This is a genomic window from Streptomyces sp. NPDC051207 (genome assembly GCF_040682395.1).
GTDB lineage: Bacteria > Actinomycetota > Actinomycetes > Streptomycetales > Streptomycetaceae > Streptomyces.
In genome coordinates this window covers 131,176-150,540 of sequence record NZ_JBFBAX010000004.1, presented here as the reverse complement: position 1 = coordinate 150,540, position 19,365 = coordinate 131,176, and the positions used below count along the sequence as shown (strand labels likewise).

General features: G+C 72.0%; 18 protein-coding genes and 2 pseudogenes. 10 read left to right on the top strand and 10 right to left on the bottom strand.

What is annotated here, in order from left to right; translation table 11 throughout:
• Positions 1-260: 260 nt before the first annotated feature.
• The 5 genes from AB0M97_RS05900 to AB0M97_RS05880 are packed head-to-tail and all read left to right on the top strand — an operon-like array spanning position 261 to position 6,032.
• A complete protein-coding gene (locus AB0M97_RS05900; RefSeq protein ID WP_365959485.1) occupies positions 261-3,218 on the top strand; it encodes a nitrate- and nitrite sensing domain-containing protein in 2,958 nt (985 codons plus the stop codon).
• Entirely contained in the window at positions 3,215-3,718 is a 504-nt protein-coding gene (locus tag AB0M97_RS05895; RefSeq protein WP_365959484.1) for a roadblock/LC7 domain-containing protein, read from the top strand. Before AB0M97_RS05900 ends, AB0M97_RS05895 begins: the two co-directional genes overlap by 4 nt.
• Positions 3,715-4,137 carry a DUF742 domain-containing protein gene (locus AB0M97_RS05890; RefSeq protein ID WP_365959483.1) on the top strand — a complete coding sequence of 141 codons (423 nt, stop codon included), beginning with the start codon at positions 3,715-3,717 and terminating at the stop codon, positions 4,135-4,137. Before AB0M97_RS05895 ends, AB0M97_RS05890 begins: the two co-directional genes overlap by 4 nt.
• On the top strand, positions 4,118-4,756 hold the full coding sequence (locus tag AB0M97_RS05885) for an ATP/GTP-binding protein (RefSeq protein WP_365959482.1): 639 nt from the start codon (positions 4,118-4,120) through the stop codon (positions 4,754-4,756). Before AB0M97_RS05890 ends, AB0M97_RS05885 begins: the two co-directional genes overlap by 20 nt.
• A gap of 13 nt (positions 4,757-4,769) precedes the next feature.
• Positions 4,770-6,032: a styrene monooxygenase/indole monooxygenase family protein gene (locus tag AB0M97_RS05880; RefSeq protein WP_365959481.1), complete on the top strand. Its 1,263-nt coding sequence runs from the start codon at positions 4,770-4,772 to the stop codon at positions 6,030-6,032.
• On the opposite strand, the gene AB0M97_RS05875 is transcribed toward AB0M97_RS05880, so the two are convergent.
• The 8 genes and pseudogenes from AB0M97_RS05875 to AB0M97_RS05840 all read right to left on the bottom strand — a co-directional run.
• Positions 5,996-7,222, bottom strand: a complete 1,227-nt coding sequence (locus AB0M97_RS05875; protein ID WP_365959480.1) for a C40 family peptidase — start codon at positions 7,220-7,222, stop codon at positions 5,996-5,998. The genes AB0M97_RS05880 and AB0M97_RS05875 overlap by 37 nt on opposite strands.
• A 102-nt stretch (positions 7,223-7,324) precedes the next feature.
• Positions 7,325-7,639, bottom strand: coding sequence for a hypothetical protein (locus AB0M97_RS05870; RefSeq protein ID WP_365959479.1), 315 nt, complete (start codon positions 7,637-7,639; stop codon positions 7,325-7,327).
• 10 nt (positions 7,640-7,649) lie between these two features.
• Positions 7,650-8,303: a TetR/AcrR family transcriptional regulator gene (locus tag AB0M97_RS05865; RefSeq protein WP_365959478.1), complete on the bottom strand. Its 654-nt coding sequence runs from the start codon at positions 8,301-8,303 to the stop codon at positions 7,650-7,652.
• A 46-nt stretch (positions 8,304-8,349) separates the two neighbouring features.
• Positions 8,350-9,288 (bottom strand): diiron oxygenase, encoded by a 939-nt coding sequence (locus tag AB0M97_RS05860; protein WP_365959477.1) that lies wholly within the window; start codon positions 9,286-9,288, stop codon positions 8,350-8,352.
• 177 nt (positions 9,289-9,465) lie between these two features.
• The gene (locus AB0M97_RS05855) at positions 9,466-10,944 is read right to left on the bottom strand and encodes a penicillin-binding transpeptidase domain-containing protein (protein WP_365959659.1); all 1,479 of its coding nucleotides are present in this window, start codon (positions 10,942-10,944) and stop codon (positions 9,466-9,468) included.
• 256 nt (positions 10,945-11,200) lie between these two features.
• A complete protein-coding gene (locus AB0M97_RS05850; protein ID WP_365959476.1) occupies positions 11,201-12,589 on the bottom strand; it encodes an FtsW/RodA/SpoVE family cell cycle protein in 1,389 nt (462 codons plus the stop codon).
• 43 nt (positions 12,590-12,632) lie between these two features.
• Entirely contained in the window at positions 12,633-13,085 is a 453-nt protein-coding gene (locus tag AB0M97_RS05845; RefSeq protein WP_365959475.1) for an SH3 domain-containing protein, read from the bottom strand.
• Positions 13,086-13,252: 167 nt separating this feature from the next.
• A pseudogene (locus AB0M97_RS05840) lies at positions 13,253-13,708 on the bottom strand (protein phosphatase); the annotation flags it as partial.
• Between the two features lie 78 nt (positions 13,709-13,786).
• Between AB0M97_RS05840 and AB0M97_RS05835 the strand changes: the two are divergent.
• Entirely contained in the window at positions 13,787-14,608 is an 822-nt protein-coding gene (locus AB0M97_RS05835; RefSeq protein ID WP_365959474.1) for a nuclease-related domain-containing protein, read from the top strand.
• Positions 14,609-14,668: 60 nt separating this feature from the next.
• On the opposite strand, the gene ligD is transcribed toward AB0M97_RS05835, so the two are convergent.
• Positions 14,669-15,550 (bottom strand): non-homologous end-joining DNA ligase, encoded by an 882-nt coding sequence (gene ligD, locus AB0M97_RS05830; RefSeq protein ID WP_365959473.1) that lies wholly within the window; start codon positions 15,548-15,550, stop codon positions 14,669-14,671.
• Positions 15,551-15,604: 54 nt separating this feature from the next.
• On the opposite strand from ligD, the gene AB0M97_RS05825 reads away from it, so the two are divergent.
• The 4 genes from AB0M97_RS05825 (at position 15,605) to AB0M97_RS05810 (ending at position 18,201) form a co-directional block, all read left to right on the top strand.
• Positions 15,605-16,645 (top strand): Ku protein, encoded by a 1,041-nt coding sequence (locus AB0M97_RS05825; RefSeq protein WP_365959472.1) that lies wholly within the window; start codon positions 15,605-15,607, stop codon positions 16,643-16,645.
• A 200-nt stretch (positions 16,646-16,845) separates the two neighbouring features.
• A complete protein-coding gene (locus tag AB0M97_RS05820; protein ID WP_365959471.1) occupies positions 16,846-17,184 on the top strand; it encodes a hypothetical protein in 339 nt (112 codons plus the stop codon).
• A gap of 41 nt (positions 17,185-17,225) precedes the next feature.
• Positions 17,226-17,402 carry a hypothetical protein gene (locus AB0M97_RS05815; RefSeq protein WP_365959470.1) on the top strand — a complete coding sequence of 59 codons (177 nt, stop codon included), beginning with the start codon at positions 17,226-17,228 and terminating at the stop codon, positions 17,400-17,402.
• Positions 17,403-17,754: 352 nt separating this feature from the next.
• The gene (locus AB0M97_RS05810) at positions 17,755-18,201 is read left to right on the top strand and encodes a DUF6228 family protein (RefSeq protein WP_365959658.1); all 447 of its coding nucleotides are present in this window, start codon (positions 17,755-17,757) and stop codon (positions 18,199-18,201) included.
• A gap of 25 nt (positions 18,202-18,226) precedes the next feature.
• On the opposite strand, the pseudogene AB0M97_RS05805 reads toward AB0M97_RS05810, so the two are convergent.
• Positions 18,227-19,039: pseudogene (locus tag AB0M97_RS05805) on the bottom strand (IS5 family transposase).
• Positions 19,040-19,365: the final 326 nt, after the last annotated feature.

Here is a 19,365-nt window from a genome sequence, read left to right as displayed (position 1 = left end):
CTCCGGGAAACGGTGGCGGCAAATACTGCCACCGGCCGCCGCAGACGTCCAACCGGCCCACCGGGAAAGGCCGCTGCACAGGCCGGAGGAACTTGCTCCCCAACTCGGGTCCGATGTTCACTCCTTCGGGTGGCGGGTCAGGTGATGCGCGTCCACTGCCCACCGGCGCTGGGAGGGTCGGAAAATGTACCGGGGGTACGCGCCAGTTGACGGAGCGTCACCCGGGCCCTTGGGTACACGAGTCAGGAATGCGAGCACCGGTGCAGAAGACGCGGCCTCGTCGCACAGGCAAGCAGACGGCCCCCGCGGGGAGCGGTGAGGACACCCCCGACACGCCCGTGGGCAAGGGCCGTCCGACCCATGTACGCAACCGCCTCATCGTGGCCGTCGCGGTGGTGGCGGCCACGATCGCCGGGGCCGGGGCGCCCTCGATCGTCGCGGCCTCCGGGCAACTGAGCGACTCCCAGGACCTGGTGACCCTCGCCGGGCAGACCCAGGACGCCCTCACCCTCGCCCACTCCCTCGCCGACGAGCGCGACGAGGTCACCCCGTACGTCGCCGCCGGCCGGCCCGAGTCCAAGGCCCCCTCCGAGCAGCGCGGCGCCCGCGTGGACCGGCAGGTCGAGGAGTTGCGGGCGGACCCCGACACCCCCGCCTCGCTGCGCGCCGACCTCGACGGCATCGCCACCGTCCGCAGGGCGGCCCTCACCGGCAAGAGCACCGCCCTGGAGGCGCACCAGGCGTACTCCGCCGTCATCGGCGAACTGCACCGGCTCGCCGAGCAGCTGGCCGAGCAGATGCCCCCGCGGGCCGGCTCCGGGGCGTACGCCCTCGCCGAGCTGGACTCCGCCGTCCAGCAGGCCGCCTCCGCCCGCGGCCTGCTGCTCGCCGCGCTCAGCGTCCCGCGCAGCACGCAGACCGTCATCGACCCGGTCACCGGACTGCCCACCACCTCTCCGTCCTCCTCGGACGCCGACGGCAAGCAGCGCGACGCGCTCACCGCCGCAGCCCGGCTGGCCCACGTGCGCTCCGCCGCCGCGCTCGCCGACTTCCACGCCACGGCACCGAAGTCCGCCCGCACCTCGTACGACTCCACGATCACCGGCCCCGAGGTCAACTCCGCGGACCGGTACCTCGCCTCCCTCACCGACGAGCCGACCCTCTCCGACGCCGAACTCGCCACCAGCACCAAGAAGCTGGACGCCGCGCTGTCCGCCCGCGTCGACCTGATGCGCGGCGTGGAGTCCGCCCTCTACGACAAGCGCACCAAGGACCTCGCCCAGCTGCGCGACGACGACGTCACCGCGCTGGAGATCCGCATCGCGCTGCTCGGCGCCCTCATGCTCCTCACCGTCGGCATCGCCACGGGCATGGCCCGCACCCTCACGCGCCCCCTGTCCGTGCTGCGCCGCGGCTCGGCCCGGCTCGCCGAGGCGGCGGACCCGGCCGCCGAGGAACCGGTCTCCTTCACCGGCCGCAACGACGAGTTCGCCCAGGCCGTCCGCTCCGTCAACGCCCTGCACGCGCGCGCCGTCGCCCTCGCCGAGCGCGTCACCACCCTGGAGGCCGACCGCAAGCACCTGGTCGGCCAGCGGCAGAAGATGGCCGACGCCCGCGAGGAACTGCGCGCCGAACTCGCCGCGTCCGCCGCCCAGCTCGAGGTCGTCCGCAAGAGCATCGGCGGCACCTTCGTCAACCTCGCGCTGCGCACCCTCGGCCTGGTGGAGCGGCAGCTCTCCGTCATCGAGAGCCTGGAGGAGCGCGAACAGGACCCGGAGCGCCTGTCCACGCTGTTCAGGCTCGACCACTTCGCCACGGTCATGCGCCGGCACAGCGAGAACCTCCTCGTCCTCGCCGGCACCGAGCACGTCCACCACAGCTCCGGCCCCGTGCCGCTCGTCGACGTCGTACGGGCCGCGGTCAGCGAGATCGAGCGGTACGAGCGCGTCCGCATCGCCGCGCTGCCGCCGCACGCGCACGTGGCGGGCTTCGCCGCCGACGACCTGTCCCACCTGCTGGCCGAGCTGATGGAGAACGCCACCTCGTTCTCCCCGCCCGACCTGCCCGTCGAGGTCTCCGGCTGGCTGCTGGAGAACGGCGAGGTCATGCTCTCCGTCCAGGACGAGGGCATCGGCATGACCGACGAGCGCATGGAGCGCCTCAACGCCCGCCTCGCCGACTTCGACCCGGACGCGCCGTACGACCACGAGGCCGACGACGGTCTCGGGCTCGGCCTGTACGTCGTGGCCCGCCTCGCCCACCGGCACGGCGCCCGCGTGCAGCTGCGGGAACAGAAGCAGGGCGGGGTCGCTGCGGTCGTGGTGCTGCCGAAGGGCCTGCTGGCGGCGCCCGGCGCGCCCAAGCTGTCCACCCCGGCCGGCGGCAGCCACACGGTCACCCTGCCGGGCGCGGACGCGGAGGCCAACTCCAACACGATCCCCGGCCGCGCGATCGGCGGCGACGGCGACCCGCTGGTCGCGCTCGCGGAACGCGCGGTGGAGCGCTCGGAAGCCGTACGGGCCGACCACGCCGAACAGGCCGAACGGCCGGGCGAGGACGCCGAGCCCGGCACGCCGCCGCGGTCCGCGGAGACGTCCGAGGCCCGGGCCGGGCAGGACCCCGCCGCCGGCCCCGCCCCCGAGAGCCCCGCCGAGACCACCATGGAGCTGCTGCTCCCGGAGGTCCAGCCGCAGGCCCCGGCCGCGCCCACCGCCACGGGCACGGGCGGCAGCGACGCCGTCTCCCCGGGCCCGGACACCGCCGCCGCGCAGCCGGCCGGCGAGACCCCCGCGGGCCCGTTCATCCCGGGCCAGACCCGCACCGAGCACCCGGCGGCCCCGGCCGCCGGTACCGACCCGTACGCCATCGGTCCCGACACGCACGAACGCACCCCCGACGAGAGCCGGGACACCGAAGGCCGGGACACCGGGGGCCGCGAGCCCGAGGAGCGGGTCACCGAGAAGGGGCTGCCCAAGCGGACGCCCAGGATCAGCACGCCCGCCGCGGCACCGCGACCGCGCGCGGGCTCCGTCGACGCCGAAGCGCTCCGCCGCCGCCTGGGCGGGTTCCGCCAGGGCGCGGAGGCCGGGCGCCGTGACGTCGAGGCGGAGATCGCCGAACAGACCGCCCAGACAAAGGCGCCCGAGGCGGGTACGACGTCGGCATCAGCGGAATCCGAAGTAGCCACGGGGGGCTCTGTCGAGGAGGCAAGCAGTTGACCGCGCCCAGTACCTTCGGACTCAGCAGTGAGGCCCGCAACCTGCACTGGCTGCTGACGAACCTCGTCGAGGAGGTGCCCGGCATCCTCTCCGTCGCGGTCGTCTCCTCCGACGGTCTGCTGCTGCTCTCCTCGGACCCCGGCCGCAACGCCGAAGTCCGCGAGGCACAGGCCGACAGGCGCGGCGGACCGCGCGGCTCGGCCGCCGACCTCGCCACCATCGTCTCCGGCATCGGCAGCCTCACCATCGGCGCCGCCAAGCTGATGGACTACGGCACCGTCAAGCACACCATGGTGGCGATGGACGAGGGCAGCCTGTTCGTCATGTCGATCAGCGACGGTTCGCTGCTCGGCGTGCACGGCTCCGCGGACTGCGACATGAGTGTCGTGGCGTACCACATGGCCCTGTTCGTGGGCCGCGCCGGACACGTCCTGACGCCCGAACTCCGCAGCGAGCTCCGAAAATCCCTGGAGTCCGAGTCGACGGGGAGTGACCGATGAGCAGTACGCCCAAGCACAACCTCCCGGTGCGCGGCGCGGAGCGCAAGCCCGCCCGCGTGCGCCCCTACTCGCTCACCGGCGGGCGCACCCGCTTCGGGCATGTGCTGCTCGTCGAGACCTTCGTGGCCAGCACCGCGGCCCTCGACGCCCCCGAGGAACGCCGGGAACTGACGAACGGTACGCTCACCTCCCGCGTGATGCCGGAGATGCGGGCCATCGTCGAACTGTGCCGCCGCATGCGCACGGTGGCCGAGATCGCCGCGCTGCTGAAGATGCCGCTCGGTGTGGTCCGCGTGCTGCTGAGCGACCTCGCGGACCAGGGAAAGATCCGTGTGTACGGGACCGGGACCGGCCATGGCGCGGGCCGGCCGGACCGCGCGCTGCTGGAAAGGGTGCTGAGTGGACTCCGTCGTCTCTGACGCCGCTGCTGGCGTTTCCCCACTCGTCGAGCCCGACGAGCCGTTGCAGCCCTGGCAGGCGGACCGGGCCCGGGCGCCCATCGCGACGAAGATCGTGGTGGCGGGCGGCTTCGGCGTCGGCAAGACCACACTGGTCACCGCCGTCTCCGAGATCACGCCGCTGCAGACCGAGGCGCTGATGACCGAGGCCAGCGAGGAGACCGACGACCTCACGGCCACGCCGGAGAAGCTGACCACCACGGTGGCCATGGACTTCGGCCGCATCACGCTCGACGACGACCTGGTGCTCTACCTGTTCGGCACGCCGGGCCAGCAGCGCTTCTGGTTCATGTGGGACGACCTGGTGCGGGGCGCGATAGGCGCGGTCGTGATGGCCGACACCCGCCGCCTGAAGGACTGCTTCCCGGCGCTGGACTACTTCGAGAGCTGCGGACTGCCGTACGTCGTCGCGGTCAACCACTTCGACGGCAGCGAGCTGTACGAGCCGGAGGACGTCCGGGAGGCTCTGACGATCCCGGCGCACGTACCTGTCATGATCATGGATGCGCGCCGCCGGATCTCGGTGATCGAGACCCTCCTGGCCCTCGTCGGTCACGCGCTCGACGAAACCCCCGAGTAGGAGAACCACCCGCATGCGGAAGATACTCGTCGTCGGAGCCGGGCAGTCCGGCCTCCAGATCGCCCTCGGCCTCCAGTCCCACGGCTACGAGGTCACCCTGATGTCCAACCGGACCGCGGACGAGATCCGCGCCGGGCGGGTCATGTCGACGCAGTGCATGTTCCACACGGCGCTGCAGCACGAGCGCGACCTCGGGCTGAACTTCTGGGAGTCCCAGGCCCCGAAGATCCGCGGCCTGGGCGTCTCGGTCGCGGCCCCCGGCTCCTGGGCCGAGGGTCCCGCGCAGCGCGCCATCGACTGGCTGGGGCACCTCGACGGGTTCGCGCAGTCGGTCGACCAGCGGGTGAAGATGGCCGGCTGGATGGAGACGTTCGCGCAGCGCGGCGGCCAGCTCGTCATCCACGGCGCCGCCGTCGGCGACCTCGACTACTTCTCCCGCGCCTACGACCTGGTGCTCGTCTCGGCCGGCAAGGGCGAGCTGGTCCAGATGTTCGAGCGCGACGCGGAGCGCTCCCCGTACAGCGAGCCGCAGCGCGCCCTGGCCGTCTCCTACGTGCACGGCCTCGGCCCGCGCCCGGAGCACCCGGACGTCGAGGGGGTCCGCTGCAACCTGGTGCCGGGCGTCGGCGAGCTGTTCGTCATGCCGTGCCTGACCACCTCGGGCCGCGCCGACATCCTGTTCTGGGAGGGCATACCCGGCGGCCCGCTCGACGTCTTCAACGGCGTCAAGGACCCCGCGGAGCACCTCTCCCTGACCCTGGAACTCATGGAGCGGTACACGCCCTGGGAGTACGCGCGGGCCACCAAGGTCGAGCTGACCGACGCGGGCGGCACCCTCGCCGGCCGCTACGCCCCCACCGTCCGCAAGCCCGTCGGCCGGCTGCCCGGCGGCGGCCTGGTGCTCGGCGTCGCCGACGTCGTCGTCGCCAACGACCCGATCACCGGCCAGGGCTCCAACTCGGCGTCCAAGTGCGCCGCCGCCTACCTCGCCTCGATCCTGGAGCACGGCGACAAGCCGTTCGACGAGGCCTGGATGGAGCAGACCTTCGACCGCTACTGGCAGACGGCCCAGCACGTCACCAAGTGGACGAACACGATGCTGGCCCCGCCGCCCGAGCACGTCCTGAACCTGATCGGCGCGGGCGGCGAGATCCAGCAGGTCGCCGACCGCTTCGCCAACGGCTTCAACAACCCGGCCGACTTCGAGAACTTCCTCTACGAGCCGGAGAAGACCCAGGCCTACCTGATGGAGGTCTCCGGGGCGGCGGGCGCGTAGCCCTCGTCAGACCCTTCCGTGGAGCCCTCGGGGAGTTCCGGCGGCGTGTAGCGCGCCACGGGCTCCCCGCCCGGGTCGGGGCGCACCGCGCCCAGCACCGGGTTCGCCGCGATCGGCGACACCTTGACCTTCGCACCGGGCCGCGGCGCCTGGACGACCATGCCGTCGCCGAGATAGAGGGCGACGTGCGTGGCCTCCGGGAAGTACACGACGAGGTCACCGGGGCGCAGCTTGCGCAGCGGGACCCGCTCCAGCCGCGCCCACTGCTCCTGGCTGGTGCGCGGCAGGGGCTTCCCGGCGTGCGCCCAGGCCTCGGAGGTCAGCCCCGAGCAGTCGTACGCCCCGGGCCCTTCCGCGCCCCACTGGTACGGCTTGCCGATCTGCCGCACCGCGAAGCGCACCGCCCGCTCACCGGCCGCCGTCGGCCTGCCGGTGCTGGTGCTGAGCGCCCCGGACGTCACGAGCCGCCGCTGCTCCTTCGCGATGCCGTCCTGTTCCAGCCGCGCGACATCGGCGAGCTGCTCGGCGGTGAGTGAGGCGAGCATTTCCTCGACGTCCTTCAGGCGCCGCCGCACGCCGTCGCGTGCCTTCTTGTGCCGCTCGGCCAGGACGAGTTGGCCGTCGAGGGCCCTGCGGGCCTTGCGGGCGAGGTCGTCGGCCTTCTTCTCGCTGCCGGTGAGCCGCTCGACCGTCTCGGCCCGGCCGCGGGCCAGCTGCCCGATCACATGCCCCTGGTCGAGCGCGCGCTGCGGATCGCGGGCCAGCAGCAGCCGTACGTAGGGGGAGATGTCGGTGCTGCTCTGGTACTGCTGGCGGGCCAGCCGGCCGGCGGCGCGCCTGCTGTCGTGCAGTCTCAGCCGGGCGGCGGCGAGGGCGCGGTTGAGCCGGTCGGTCTCGGCGCGCTGCTTCCTCAGCCTCTCCTCGGTGGCGTTGTAGGTCTCGGTGGCCTGCTCGGCCTCCCGGTACAGCCGCTGAAGGTCCGTCAGCAGCTCGGCCACGGTCCGCTCACCGGGCTCAGCCCGGTCCGGCTCGGCCACGGACGGCCCGCCGGGCTCGGCCGGTTCCGGCTCGGCCACGGACGGCCCGCCGGATTCGCCTGGTTCCGGCTCGGCCGCCGCCGGAACGGCGACGAGGACGGCCTGGGTCGCCACCGCAGCCGCACAGACCAGACGCAGAAGCCTTCCTGACACGTCATCACCTCCGGTGCGGGCGGCGCCTCCGCTCCGCACCGCGAGCATCAGCCGTGCCCGCGCGGGCCGCGCGCCGAGTGTGCGCGGTTCGGCGCAACCCCGTCACCCGTCGGTGTCCTCCGGTTTGCCGCCCGGCGTGGCGTCAGGCCGGGGCTGCGGCCCGGACCACGGCCACCTCGGGCGACCGGCGTCCGCGCCCCCGGGGTCGTAGGCGTACTTCCAGCGGCGGGTGAGCCCCACGCGTCCGCCCGGGTCGCGGGGCACGCGCCGGTAGACGAGGACCGTGGGCGGGCCGCCGTGCGGGTCGGGGACGGGGATGCGGTACGTCCTGGGCGGGTGGCCGGTCATGCCGGTCAGCACCGGCAGCACCCGGCCGTCCATGGGGCCGCCCTCGAACGGGGTGTCTTCGGTCTTCACGCCACCAGTGTCAGACATCCCCGGCGAGCGCCAGGACCAGCGCCTCGGTCTGCGGGTCGCGGCGCGCGGTCACCGACAGCACCGCGAGGAACTGCTCCACGAGCCAGTCCCGCAGCTCGTCGGCGGGCGGCTGCTTGTCCTCGTCCAGCCAGATCAAGGACGCCGCCTCGACGGCCGTGATCCACATGCGGACCGTCATGCGCAGCCGGGGGCCGGGCTCCGTGGCGCCGAGGTGGCTGAGGATGTGCTCGGCGGCGGCACGCCGTACGCCGTCCACGATGGCGCTCGTCCGGGACGTCTCGGCGACGCTGCCGCCCCGCAGCAGGGCGCTGAAGCCGGCGTCGTGGTGGTCGACGAACGCGAGGTAGCGGTCCAGGGCGCGCGACAGGCGGCCCAGCAGCGGGCCCTCGCGGGGCTCGTCGAAGCACTTCTCCAGCTCGTCGGCCGCCGACCTGAGGGCGGCCTCGTACAATTGCTGCTTGCCGCCCGGGAAGTAGCGGTACACCAGGGGCCGTGAGACTCCGGCCCGCTCCGCCACGTCGTCCAGGGAGACGCCCTCCGGGTCGCGGTGCGCGAAGAGGGACAGTGCGGCGTCGAGGAGCTGGCTGCGGCGCTCCTCGACGCTGAGCCTGCGGTAGGCGGGACCGGCGGCCTGCGGGGTCATGCCCGCAGGGTAACCGGTGCCGCACGCCCCGCCGCGGATCCGCCGGTCAGGGCAGCAGGCCCGACGACTGCCACAGTTTGCGTCCCACGCCACGCAGTACGCCGATGTCGTCGAGGAAGTCCGTCAGGCGCCTGGCGCCCTTCTGCATGACCTCGCGGCGGTGGACGCTGGCCTTGACCTGTGCCATCGCCTCGCGCTTGTCGAGGCCGACGTTCGTGTACACCTCGGGGTTGACGAACGCGACCGAGAAGACGCGGGCGAACTCGCCGGAGGTGATCCGGGTGAACTCCTGCGACCACTTCGGCGCGGTCACCATCTGGCGGCGCAGCTCCTCGCGGGCGTACCGCACGTGCCGCGCCTCCTCCACGACGTGGATCTTCGTGACCCCGCGGATCAGCGGCTGCACGCGCTCGTCCGGGAAGGTCAGGCGCTGCATCCAGTCCAGGACCTCCTCGCCGAGCAGGGTCGCGGTGAAGGAACCGGGCGTGGTGGAGATGGTCTTGAACAGCCGGCCGAGGTTCTGGTGGGCGCGGCTGACCGGGTACCAGGGCGTTCCGCCGCGGGATATGAGCCGGGCGAACATCTTCGAGTGGCGGCACTCGTCCTCGATCTCGGTGAGCGCGTACCGGACGTGGGCGCTCGTCGCCGCCTTGTCGTAGATGTGCCGGCACAGCAGCTGCATCAGGATGATCTCGAACCAGATGCCGAGGGAGGCGAGCGCGGCGGCCTCGTGCTGGGACAGCAGGATGCGCTGCTCCTCGCTCATCCGCTTCCACAGCGGGGTGTCGTACAGCGACACCAGCTCCGGCGGCCAGAACCACTTGCCCTCCTCGAAGGGCGCGTCCCAGTCCAGCTCCTTGTCCGGGTCGAAGGAGTGCTTGGCGGAAGAGTCGAGGAGCCGTTCGGCCACCTGCTCACGGTCTTTGAGCAGGCCGAGCGCGTCGCGCAGCCCTTCGAGCGCGTCGGCTTCCGTCAGGGTCGTCATTCGGGTCCACCTCGTCGTGCGGGGGCGTGTCTGGTTACCGGCGGTTCACCTCCCTTATGAGACTGCCTGTCAGCAAGGTCGTCAATCCCTCGCACAGGACTTTGTTTCCCGCCGGCAGACCGGCCCGGCCGCTCGGTGTTCCCCGCCCGGCCGCCCAGGGGCGCCCCGCCCGGTGGCTCAGTAACCAGTCCTGCCCGGGCGGGAGTCGAGCACCGCCTTCATCACCGCCCGCGCGATCGGCGCCGCCATCCCGCCGCCCGTGATGTCCCCGCGGCGCGCCGAGGCGTCCTCCACGACCACCGCGACCGCCACCTTCGACTCCATGTCCCGGTCGCCCTGCGCCCACGACACGAACCAGGCGTACGGCGTCCCCGCGTTGCCGACGCCGTGCTGGGCGGTGCCGGTCTTGCCGCCGACGGTCGCGCCGCGCACCGCCGCGTTCCGGCCGGTGCCCCGCTCCACGACGTCCCGCATCAGCCGCTTCAGCTTCACGGCCGTCGCCGGGCGCATCGCCTGCCGCACCGGCCGAGGACCGGCCGTCCGCAGCGTCCCGCCGCCCGCCCGCGTCGTCCGCTCCACGAGATACGGCGACCGCACCAGACCGCCGTTGGCGACCGCCGCCGCCACCGTCGCCATCTGCAACGGCGTCGCCCGCGTGTTGTACTGCCCGATGGACGACAGCGCCAGCTGCGCCCTGTCCACCGACGTGTCGAAGGTGCTGCGCGCGACGGGGAACGGGATCCCCGGCCCGGCGTCGTTGAAGCCGAACGCCTCCGCCGTCGCCGCCATGTCCCGCACACCCACCTCCACGCCGAGCTTGGCGAACACCGTGTTGCAGGACCACCTGAACGCGTCCCGCAGCGAGGCGTCGACGCAGTCCTCGGACTCGTTCGTCAGCCGCGTCGTCGTCCCCGGCAGGGTGTACGGGGCGGGGGAGTCGGTCGGCGCGTGGAGATCCCTGATCACGCCCGCGTCCAGCGCCGCCGCCGCGGTGACCACCTTGAACGTCGAACCCGGCGGATACGTCTGCCGCACCGCCCGGTTCAGCATCGGCTTGTCCGGGTCGCCGTTCAGCCGCGCCCACGCCCGCGCGGCAGCCGCCCCGTTCCCCGACAGCACCTGCGGGTCGTACGACGGCGCCGACACCAGCGCCAGGATCCGCCCCGTCGCCGGCTCGACCGCCGCCACCGCGCCCTTGCGGGAACCGAGCCCCCGGAACGCCGCGCGCTGCGCCGCCGGGTGGATCGTCGTCTCCACGTCACCGCCCGAACCCCTGGCGCGCGTCAGGTCGTTCCACAGCGGGAACGGCGCCAGCATCCGGTCCGAGCCGGACAGCACCCCGTCCTCGGCCCGCTCGAGCAGCGACGTCCCGTACAGCTGCGAGGCGAAGCCGGTGACCGGCGCGTACAGCGGACCGTCGGCGTACGTCCGCTCGTGGCGCAGCTGCTCGTCGGTGTCGCGCGAGCCGGTCACCGGCCGCCCGCCGACCAGGATGTCGCCGCGCGGCTCGTGGTAACGGGCGATCTCCGGCCGCCGGTTGGCGGGACTGGCCTCGCGCGCGGGGGCCTCGACCACCTGGACGCGGGCGGCGTTCACCAGCAGCGCGAGGAGGAGCACCGCGCAGAACAGCGCGGCGTGCCGGATGTACCGGGTCATGGCGAGGTCACCGGTCACGGAACGCTCCGCACGCGGTGAGGTACGGCTGGGTCTTGCCGCTGTGGGCGCGCGCGGTGGTCCCTGCGCCGTGCGGGCACGGGGCCGTCCTTCCGCGGCGGGGCCGGGGCGCGGCTCTCCTGTCGGAGGGTGACGGCGTCGTGCTTCTGCGGTGGGGCCGGGGCGCGGCTCTCCCGTCGCAGGGTGACGGCGTTCTGCTTCTGCGGTGGAGCGGGAGCGCGGCTCTCCCGTCGCGCGGTCACGGCGTCGTCCTCCCGCCAGGCGTTGACCGTCCGGCCCCCGCGCCCCGCTGCCCCCGCGCCGAGTCGCTCACGCGGGCCAGCAGCGCCACGATCGCCCAGTTGGTGACGACCGACGAGCCGCCCTGCGCCAGGAACGGCATCGCCATGCCGGTCAGCGGGATCAACCCCGTCACCCCGCCCGCGATCACGAACACCTGGAGCGCCACCAGCGAGGACAGCCCCACGGCGAGCAGCCGGCCGAACGGATCGCGCAGCGCCAGGCCCGCCCGGTAGCCCCGCTCCACCAGCAGCCCGTACAGCAGGAAGATCGCGCACAGTCCCGCCAGGCCCAGCTCCTCGCCCGCAGTGGCCAGGATGAAGTCCGACTTGACCGCGAACCCGATCAGCACCGAGTGGCCGAGGCCGAGCCCGGTGCCGAGCATCCCGCCGGCCGCGAACGCGAAGAGGGACTGCGCCAGTTGGTTCGGCCCCTGGCCCGCCTCGATCGACGCGAAGGGGTGCAGCCAGTCCAGGACCCTGCTGTGCACGTGCGGCTCCAGTCGGCCCACGGCGACCGCGCCCAGCGAGGCCAGCAGCAGGCCGACGGCGATCCAGCCGGTACGGCCGGTGGCGACGTACAACAGGACGACGAACAGGCCGAAGAACAGCAGCGAGGTGCCGAGGTCCCGCTCCAGGACCAGCACGCCGACGCTCAGCAGCCAGATGGTGAGGATCGGCCCGAGCACCCGCCCGGTCGGCAGTTGCAGGAACCAGACGCGGCGGCCCGCGTACGCCAGCGCGTTGCGGTTGGCGGCCAGGTACGCGGCGAAGAACACCGCCAGCAGCACCTTGGCGAACTCGCCGGGCTGGATGGAGAAGCCCGCGACCCGGATCCAGATCCGGGCGCCGTTCACCGCCGGGAAGAGGATCGGCAGCGTGAGCAGGGCCAGCGCCGTCGCGCCGGACACGTACGCGTACCGCTGGAGCACCCGGTGGTCCCGCAGCAGCAGGACGACCGCGATGAACAGGGCCACGCCGAGGGTCGACCACACCAGCTGGGCGGGGGCGGCGCGGTCGCCCGGCGTCTCCAGGTCGAGCCGGTAGATCAGCACCAGCCCGAGTCCGTTGAGCAGCACGCCGATCGGCAGCAGCAGGGGATCGGCGTACGGGGCCCTGAGGCGCACCGCGAGATGCGCCAGCAGCGCGAGCACGCCGAGCCCGGCGCCGTAACCGGCGGCGCCGGGCGGGACGGAGCCGTGCCGTGCGAGGCCGACGGCGCAGTAGCCGTACACGGAGAGGAGGACGGCCAGGACGATGAGGGCCAGTTCGACGCCGCGGCGCCGGGGGAGGCGGACGGCGGGTGCCTGCGGCTCCGCCGTCGCCAGGGTCATTCCGGCCTTGCTCATGCACGGAACCTACCCAAAGGGGACGTCTGGTGTGATTCGGTCGTCAGCACCAGCGTGGCGCGGGACCGATGTTGTTGATGTAGCGGGCCGAGCCCCAGGCCCAGGTGCCGTCCGGGAGGAGGTACCACAGCGGGTTGCCGTCCACCGTCTGGCCGCCGGTCTTGCAGAAGATCTTGACGATGTCGCCCTTGTGGACGTACCGGATGATCCGCGAACCGCGGTTGGGGGCGCTGCGCAGCGCGAGGGTGTGGGCCGTGACGACGCCCTTGTAGTAGCGCGACTTGTGGCTGCCGTGGTCGCCGTGGTGACCGTGGTGGCCGCCGTGGTGGCCGCTGTCCCAGCCGCCCAGGGTGCCGGCGTCACCGGTGCCGTCGGCGCTGCTGCTCGTGCTCGTGCCGTCGCTCCACTCGTCGGTCGCGGCGGCCGGGGCGGCGGCGGCCGAGGCGGCGAGCACACCGACGGCGGCAGCTATGGCAAGGCGGGAACGCAGGGACATGGGGGTACCTCCATGGGCGGGCGAAAGGGGCCAAACCTGACTCTTCGCACGCTATGGTCACCGCCCTCCCGACGCCCGCCACGCTGAGCCATCGGGAGGGCCGGGGGCTCGCCCAACTGCGGGCAGGACAGGGCCGTACGGAACACAGCACTCCGTGGTGAGGCCTCCTCGGCACGTTCCTCCAGCAGCCGCGCCGTGGACAGCCCGGCCCGCAGGCACGCCACGAACAGCTCGTTGTGCAGCGCCCACGGCGAGCGACGGGCCCGGATCAACCGGATCGCGGCGTCGGCGGACATTCCCCGCGCATTCAGGGCGTGCGCGACGACGCGGCCCGCCCTGTTGTACCCGTCGTCGCAGGGGACGAGCACCGTGCGGCCCTCGTCCAGCGCCGCGCACGCGGCCCCCGCCGGCCGGATGACCCCCGCGAGCCGCGTCCCGTCGAGCGGCCCGCCGGGGATCGGCCACACCTGGTGCTCCACGCCCGGACCGGGCCCGTGCCCCGGCGACCGCACCAGCGACTGCACAAGATCGAACCGGCCCCGCACCACCGCGAAGTCCAGCTGCCCGGAGTCCCCCGTGAACTCGCTCCCCGTCCCCTTCCGGGGGCCTGCCCGGCGGATCAGGTCAACACCTGCCAAAGGTGGCCGGGCGCTTGCCCCTGGAGCACCCCGCCTGTTCCCATGGATCGTGGGGTGATGGGCATGAGCGGACCCACCGGACAGCGCGGCCTGCGCGTCGTACCGACGTGGCGCCACGGCCGGGAACGGCTCTACGTCTGCGCCGCCGACGGCCGGAACATCGCCTGGTACGACCCCGACGCGGCCCGGGTCAACCTCCTCGGCGACGACCGAAGGGACGACGTACTGCACGCCCTCGGCCCCTTCCTCACCGGCCCGGTCGCGGTGGGCCCGCCGCCCGTGCCCACCCCCGCCGAACTGGCCCGCCTCTCCCTCCACCCGGACGACGACCTGGCCCCCAACCGCCCCGGCGAGGCCCTCCTCGTCGCCCTCGAACGCGACCCCGGCCCGCAGCGCCGGCTGCGCCCCGACCCGCGCCGCCGGGCCCTGGAGGCGGAACAGACGGTCGGCACCGCCCTGGACCGCATGGACGGCGCCGGCTGGCACGCGCTGCACTCGGTCCCGCTGCCCGGCGGCGACCGCGTCCACCACCTGCTGATCGGCCCGGGCGGCCTGTTCGCCGTCCACGCGCTGTACGCCCGTAGGCAGCGGGTGACGGTGACCGACCCCCTGGTCACCCTCGGCCGACGCGACGCGGGCCCCGTCCTCCGAAGGGTCCGCGCCGCCGCCGCCCGGGCGTCGTACGCGCTGACGGCCGAGGTCCACCCGGTCCTGGTCCTGGCCGGCCCGGCGGCCTTGAGGGCGACCGCCGCGCCGCGCGGGGTCCGGGTCCTGACGGACGTCGAGGTGCCGGGCCTCTCCCGGCTGGGCGGGGTGCTGAAGCCGGGTGACGTGGACGGCCTGCACGCGATGGCGCGGGACAGGAGGACGTGGGCGCGGGTGTGAGCCGTACGGGGGCTGTGCTGGGCCGGCTGGGGGGAAGGCGGGGCCGGGCCGGCCCGGGGTTCAGGTCACTGACCCGGCGCGGTCCGCGTCGAACAGCGGCGCCATGAGATCCCCGTAGTCCTGAAGGCGGGGCGGGACGTCGCGCGCGAGGAAGGCGAGCTGCGCGGGATCGCCGCAGGCCTCGACCTCCTCCCAGGTCACGGGCGCGGAGACCAGGGGCTCGGCGCGGGCGCGCAGCGTGTAGGGCGTCGCGGTGGTCTTCCGGGCGGCGTTCTGGCTCCAGTCGACGAACACCTTGCCGGGCCGCAGGCTGCGCGTCATGCGGTGCAGGACGAGCCGGGGCATGGCCTTCTCGGCCTCGACGGCGAGTTCCTTGGCGTACTCCGACACCCGGTCGGAGGAGGCGCCCCGCACGGCGGCCAGCAGATGCAGCCCTTTGGACCCGGAGGTCTTGACGTGGGCCTCGATGCCGTCGGCGGCCAGCCGGTCGCGCAGCCAGAGGGCCACCTCGCAGCAGTGGACGACGGTGGCGGGCGAGCCGGGATCGAGGTCGAAGACGATCCGGTCGGCGAGCCCGGGCTGCTGGGCGACCCACTGGTGGGTGTGGAACTCGGCGACGAGATTGGCGGCCCACATCAGGCTCGGCAGATCCTGCACGAGCACCATCCGGGCCGGCCCCTCGGAGCGGGGGACCTCGGCGGTGGTGACCCAGTCGGGCGTACCGGGCGGCACGTTCTTGGTGAAGAAGACCTGCCCGTCGGGCCCGTCCGGATACCGCAGGAAGGAGACCGGCCGATCCCGCAGATGGGGCAGCAGGGCCTCGGCGACGGTCGCGTAGTAGTGCAGGACCTCGCCCTTGGTGAAGCCGGTCGCGGGATACAGCACCTTCTCCAGATTGCTGAGCGCGACCCGTCGCCCCTCCACCTCTGTGATCGGCGTCATACGATGAGAATCCCACGAAATCGGGAGGAACCCGGCACCGACCCCGTCGAAAGGGTGCTGCACGTGAGATCCATCTGGAACGGAGCCATCTCGTTCGGCCTGGTCAGCATCCCCATCAAGCTGGTCAACGCCACCGAGAGCCACTCGATCTCGTTCCGCCAGATCCACACGGAGGACGGCGGCCGCATCCGCTACCGCAAGTTCTGCGAGCTGGAGGACCGGGAGGTCACGAGCGCCGAGATCGGCAAGGGCTACGAGGACGCGGACGGCACGATCATCCCGATCACCGACGAGGACCTGTCCCGCCTGCCGCTCCCGACGGCCAAGACGATCGAGATCGTGGCGTTCGTCCCGGCGGACCGCATCGACCCGCTCCAGATGGACGCGGCGTACTACCTCGCGGCGAGCGGAGCGCCGGCCGCCAAGCCGTACACGCTGCTGCGCGAGGCACTCAAACGCAGCAACAAGGTGGCGATCGCCAAGTTCGCCCTGCGCGGCAGGGAGCGCCTGGGCATGCTGCGCGTGGTCGGCGACGCCATCGCGATGCACGGCCTGCTCTGGCCGGACGAGGTCCGCGCCCCCGAGGGAGTGGCCCCCGACGCGGACGTCACGGTCCGCGACAAGGAACTCGACCTGGCCGACGCCCTGATGGACACCCTCGGCGAGGTCGACCTGGAGGACCTGCACGACGAGTACCGCGAGGCGGTCGAGGAGGTCATCGCCGCGAAGGTCGCGGGCGAGGCGCCCCCCGAATCCCCGGAACCCGCGGCGGGCGGCAAGGTCCTGGACCTGATGGCGGCCCTGGAGAGCAGCGTACGGGCGGCCCAGCAGTCACGCGGTGAGGAGGCGCAGGTCCACGACCTCCCGCAACGCAAGCGCGCAGCGTCACGCGCGACGCCGAAGGAGACGGGAACGAAGAAGTCGACGTCGACGTCGACGCCCGGATCGGACAAGGCCGGGACGAAGAAGAAGACGGCAACGAAGAAGACGGCAGCGAAGAAGACGGCGACGAAGAAAACGACTGCCAAGACGGCTGCGAAGACGACGGCGAAGACGACGGCGAAGAAGGCAACACCGCGCAAGCGCTCGGCGTGAGGGGTGGATCGCGCGGATCGCATCCGCAAATAGAGGACAGGCGAGACCATATCCACAAGTACCGCAACAGGAATCGATAAGTAGGCAGCCGCGGACCGGGGTGTGCGGACCGGGGTGTAACGCATCGGCGACAAGAGGACGCAGAAGAAGGGGAAAGAACCCGAACACCCCCGTCCCCCATACGCCAGATCGGATTCCCTGTGAACGGCACCGACCCCGCACCCGGCTACCGGACCTACGACGGGCGCCCCCCGCGCCGAGACCGCACCGCGCGCGAAGCGGCCCTGATGATCTGCACGATCGCGGACATAGCGGCAGGCTTCCTGGCCCTGTGGATCGTGCTCCACCTGCTGGACGCGAATCAGGCGAACGCGTTCGTCGATTTCGTGCGCGGCACGGCGGACTGGCTCTCCGGATGGGCACAGGACATTTTCACCATGGACACCGAGGCTTTGCGAGTCACCCTCAATTACGGCCTCCCGGCGGTCGTCTACCTCCTGATCGGCCACGGAACAGCGGCCCGCCTCCACCGCGCCTGACCGGCACCGGGCCTGTGCGACAGCGAAAGGAAGAACGGCACGTGACAAGCACCACCGCCGAAGGCAACCACCCACCGATCTACGAACACCTGCTCCGCGAACTCGGCGACGCGGTGGCGGAAGCCCAGAGGGCAGCGGCCCACACACAACACAAGGCAGCAGAACTCCTGGGCCACTACGAACCACCCCACCACCCGACACCCGGCCAGACCCACTGAGCCACCCGGCCGCCTGAGGCCCACAGCCCGACCACGCGAAACCGCCGCCCGGCCGGGGAAAGGCCGCGAGTCCCCCGAGACGGCCGGCCCAAGGCCGGGCTCGGCCGCATCGAGGTGCTGCTGCCGTCCGGCCGCCGGCCCACGGACTGGGAGCGTGCCACGGTCGGGCTCGCCACCGCCCGCGACTTGGTGTGCTCTCATCCGAAGAAGCAGTGGGCCTGATCAAGGTTGATAGCTCCCAACAGAATGGCCGCGTCGAAGCGGCGGTCGGCTTCCTCCGGAGACCGGTGTCGGGTAGGAGGGGCAAAACTCCTGGTCACAGGGAGTCTTGTGCCCGTAGCCTGCACACGTGATGGAGGAAGACGAGCCCAACCCGGTTGTCCGCGTCGGAGGTGACCGGTATCGAACGATCAGACTGCGCTTCCACCAGCTGACACGTTCCTTCCCGGAAGAGCGTGATGACCCGATGCGCGACTTCCTCGTGACAGCTCAAGGTGAGTCGGCGCGGATCGAGGTCATGGTGAGGACCTGGGACGGTGACGGCCTCGACGTCTTCCTTGCCGAACTGGCAGAGGAGTTTCGAGGATGGAACGGCACCAGGACCTGGCGCTCTCTTGAGGGTGACTTGACGCTGGCGGCCGAGCACGCAGGATCACACGTCCGGTTGACGTGGGGGCTGCATGACCGGCTCTCCGATGACGAGTGGCGTTTCGAGATGACGACCATCCACGCTCCTGGGGAAGACATGCGAAGTCTTGCCATCGAAATGCGTACCTTTTTGGAGTCGGACCCGCTGTAGTGAGCGGAGGCAGCTCGTCAGTCGCCTATGGTCGGCACAAGGCGTCAAGTTGTCGATGGGTGATCGGGCAGCAGGCGAGTTCGAGGAACGCTTCGAGGATGTCGGCCTGCCGTTCCCAGCGCATCCGTAGACGTCGGAAGCCGTGCAATCAGGCAAATGTCCTCTCGACCACCCACCGGTAGGTGCCCAGACCGGTGCCGTGGCGGGCAGCACGTCGAGCAATCGCCGGCACGATGCCTCGATCGCGAACCTGGGCGCGGTAGATGTCGCGGTCGTAGCCGCGGTCGGCGAACAGCGAATCGGGTCTCCGGCGGGGCCGGCCGACCCGGCCGCGAACCGGTGAGATCGCGTCGAGCAGAGACAGCAGCTGAGTGACGTCGTTGTGGTTACCGCCGGTGAGCACGACCGCGAGCGGGGTGCCGTGCCCGTCGGTGATTAGGTGGTACTCCGAGCCATCTCGGCCCTGGTCGACCGGCGACGGGCCCGTGTGCTGCCCCCTTTTAGCGCCCTGACGTGGGACGAGTCGACCACGCAACGGGACCAGTCCAGTCGGGAGGCCGCGTTGAGGTCGGCGAGCAAGGCTTCGTGCAGAGCCTGTCAGACGCCCGCTTCGTTCCAGTCCCGCAGACGTCGCCAGCAGGTCATGCCCGAGCCGAATCCGAGTTCCTTGGGCAGGTACAGCCACTGGATCCCGGTGTGCAGCATGTACAGAATCCCGCGAAACACATCCCGGTCAGGTAACGACTTGCGGCCCGGGTGCCGGAAGCGCCGTTCGCGCTGAGGCAGCAGCGGCTTGAGACGGTCCCCACAGCTCATCCGGCACGACCCGCGGCGATATCTCCGCACGGGACCGAACGCTCAACTCCTGCCGCAGGCACGGTCGTCAGCAGCGATCCATCTCATTGTGTTAGCCGCGGTCAACCGCATCATCGTGCTGGTTGAGGCGAAGTGCCCCCGGCAGGATTCGAACCTGCGCACACGGCTCCGGAGACCCCTTGGGACTCCGACAACGTTGCTGGTCAAGGGCCTGTGCCATGTTAGAAAGCTTGGCCGCGTCCACGGATGGTCCACGGCTACTCGGCGCCCATCGGCGCGGGTGATTCCTTTTACTTACCGAGCCCTCGGCATACTTCATGAACTTCTCGTCGCGGACACGCTGAACGA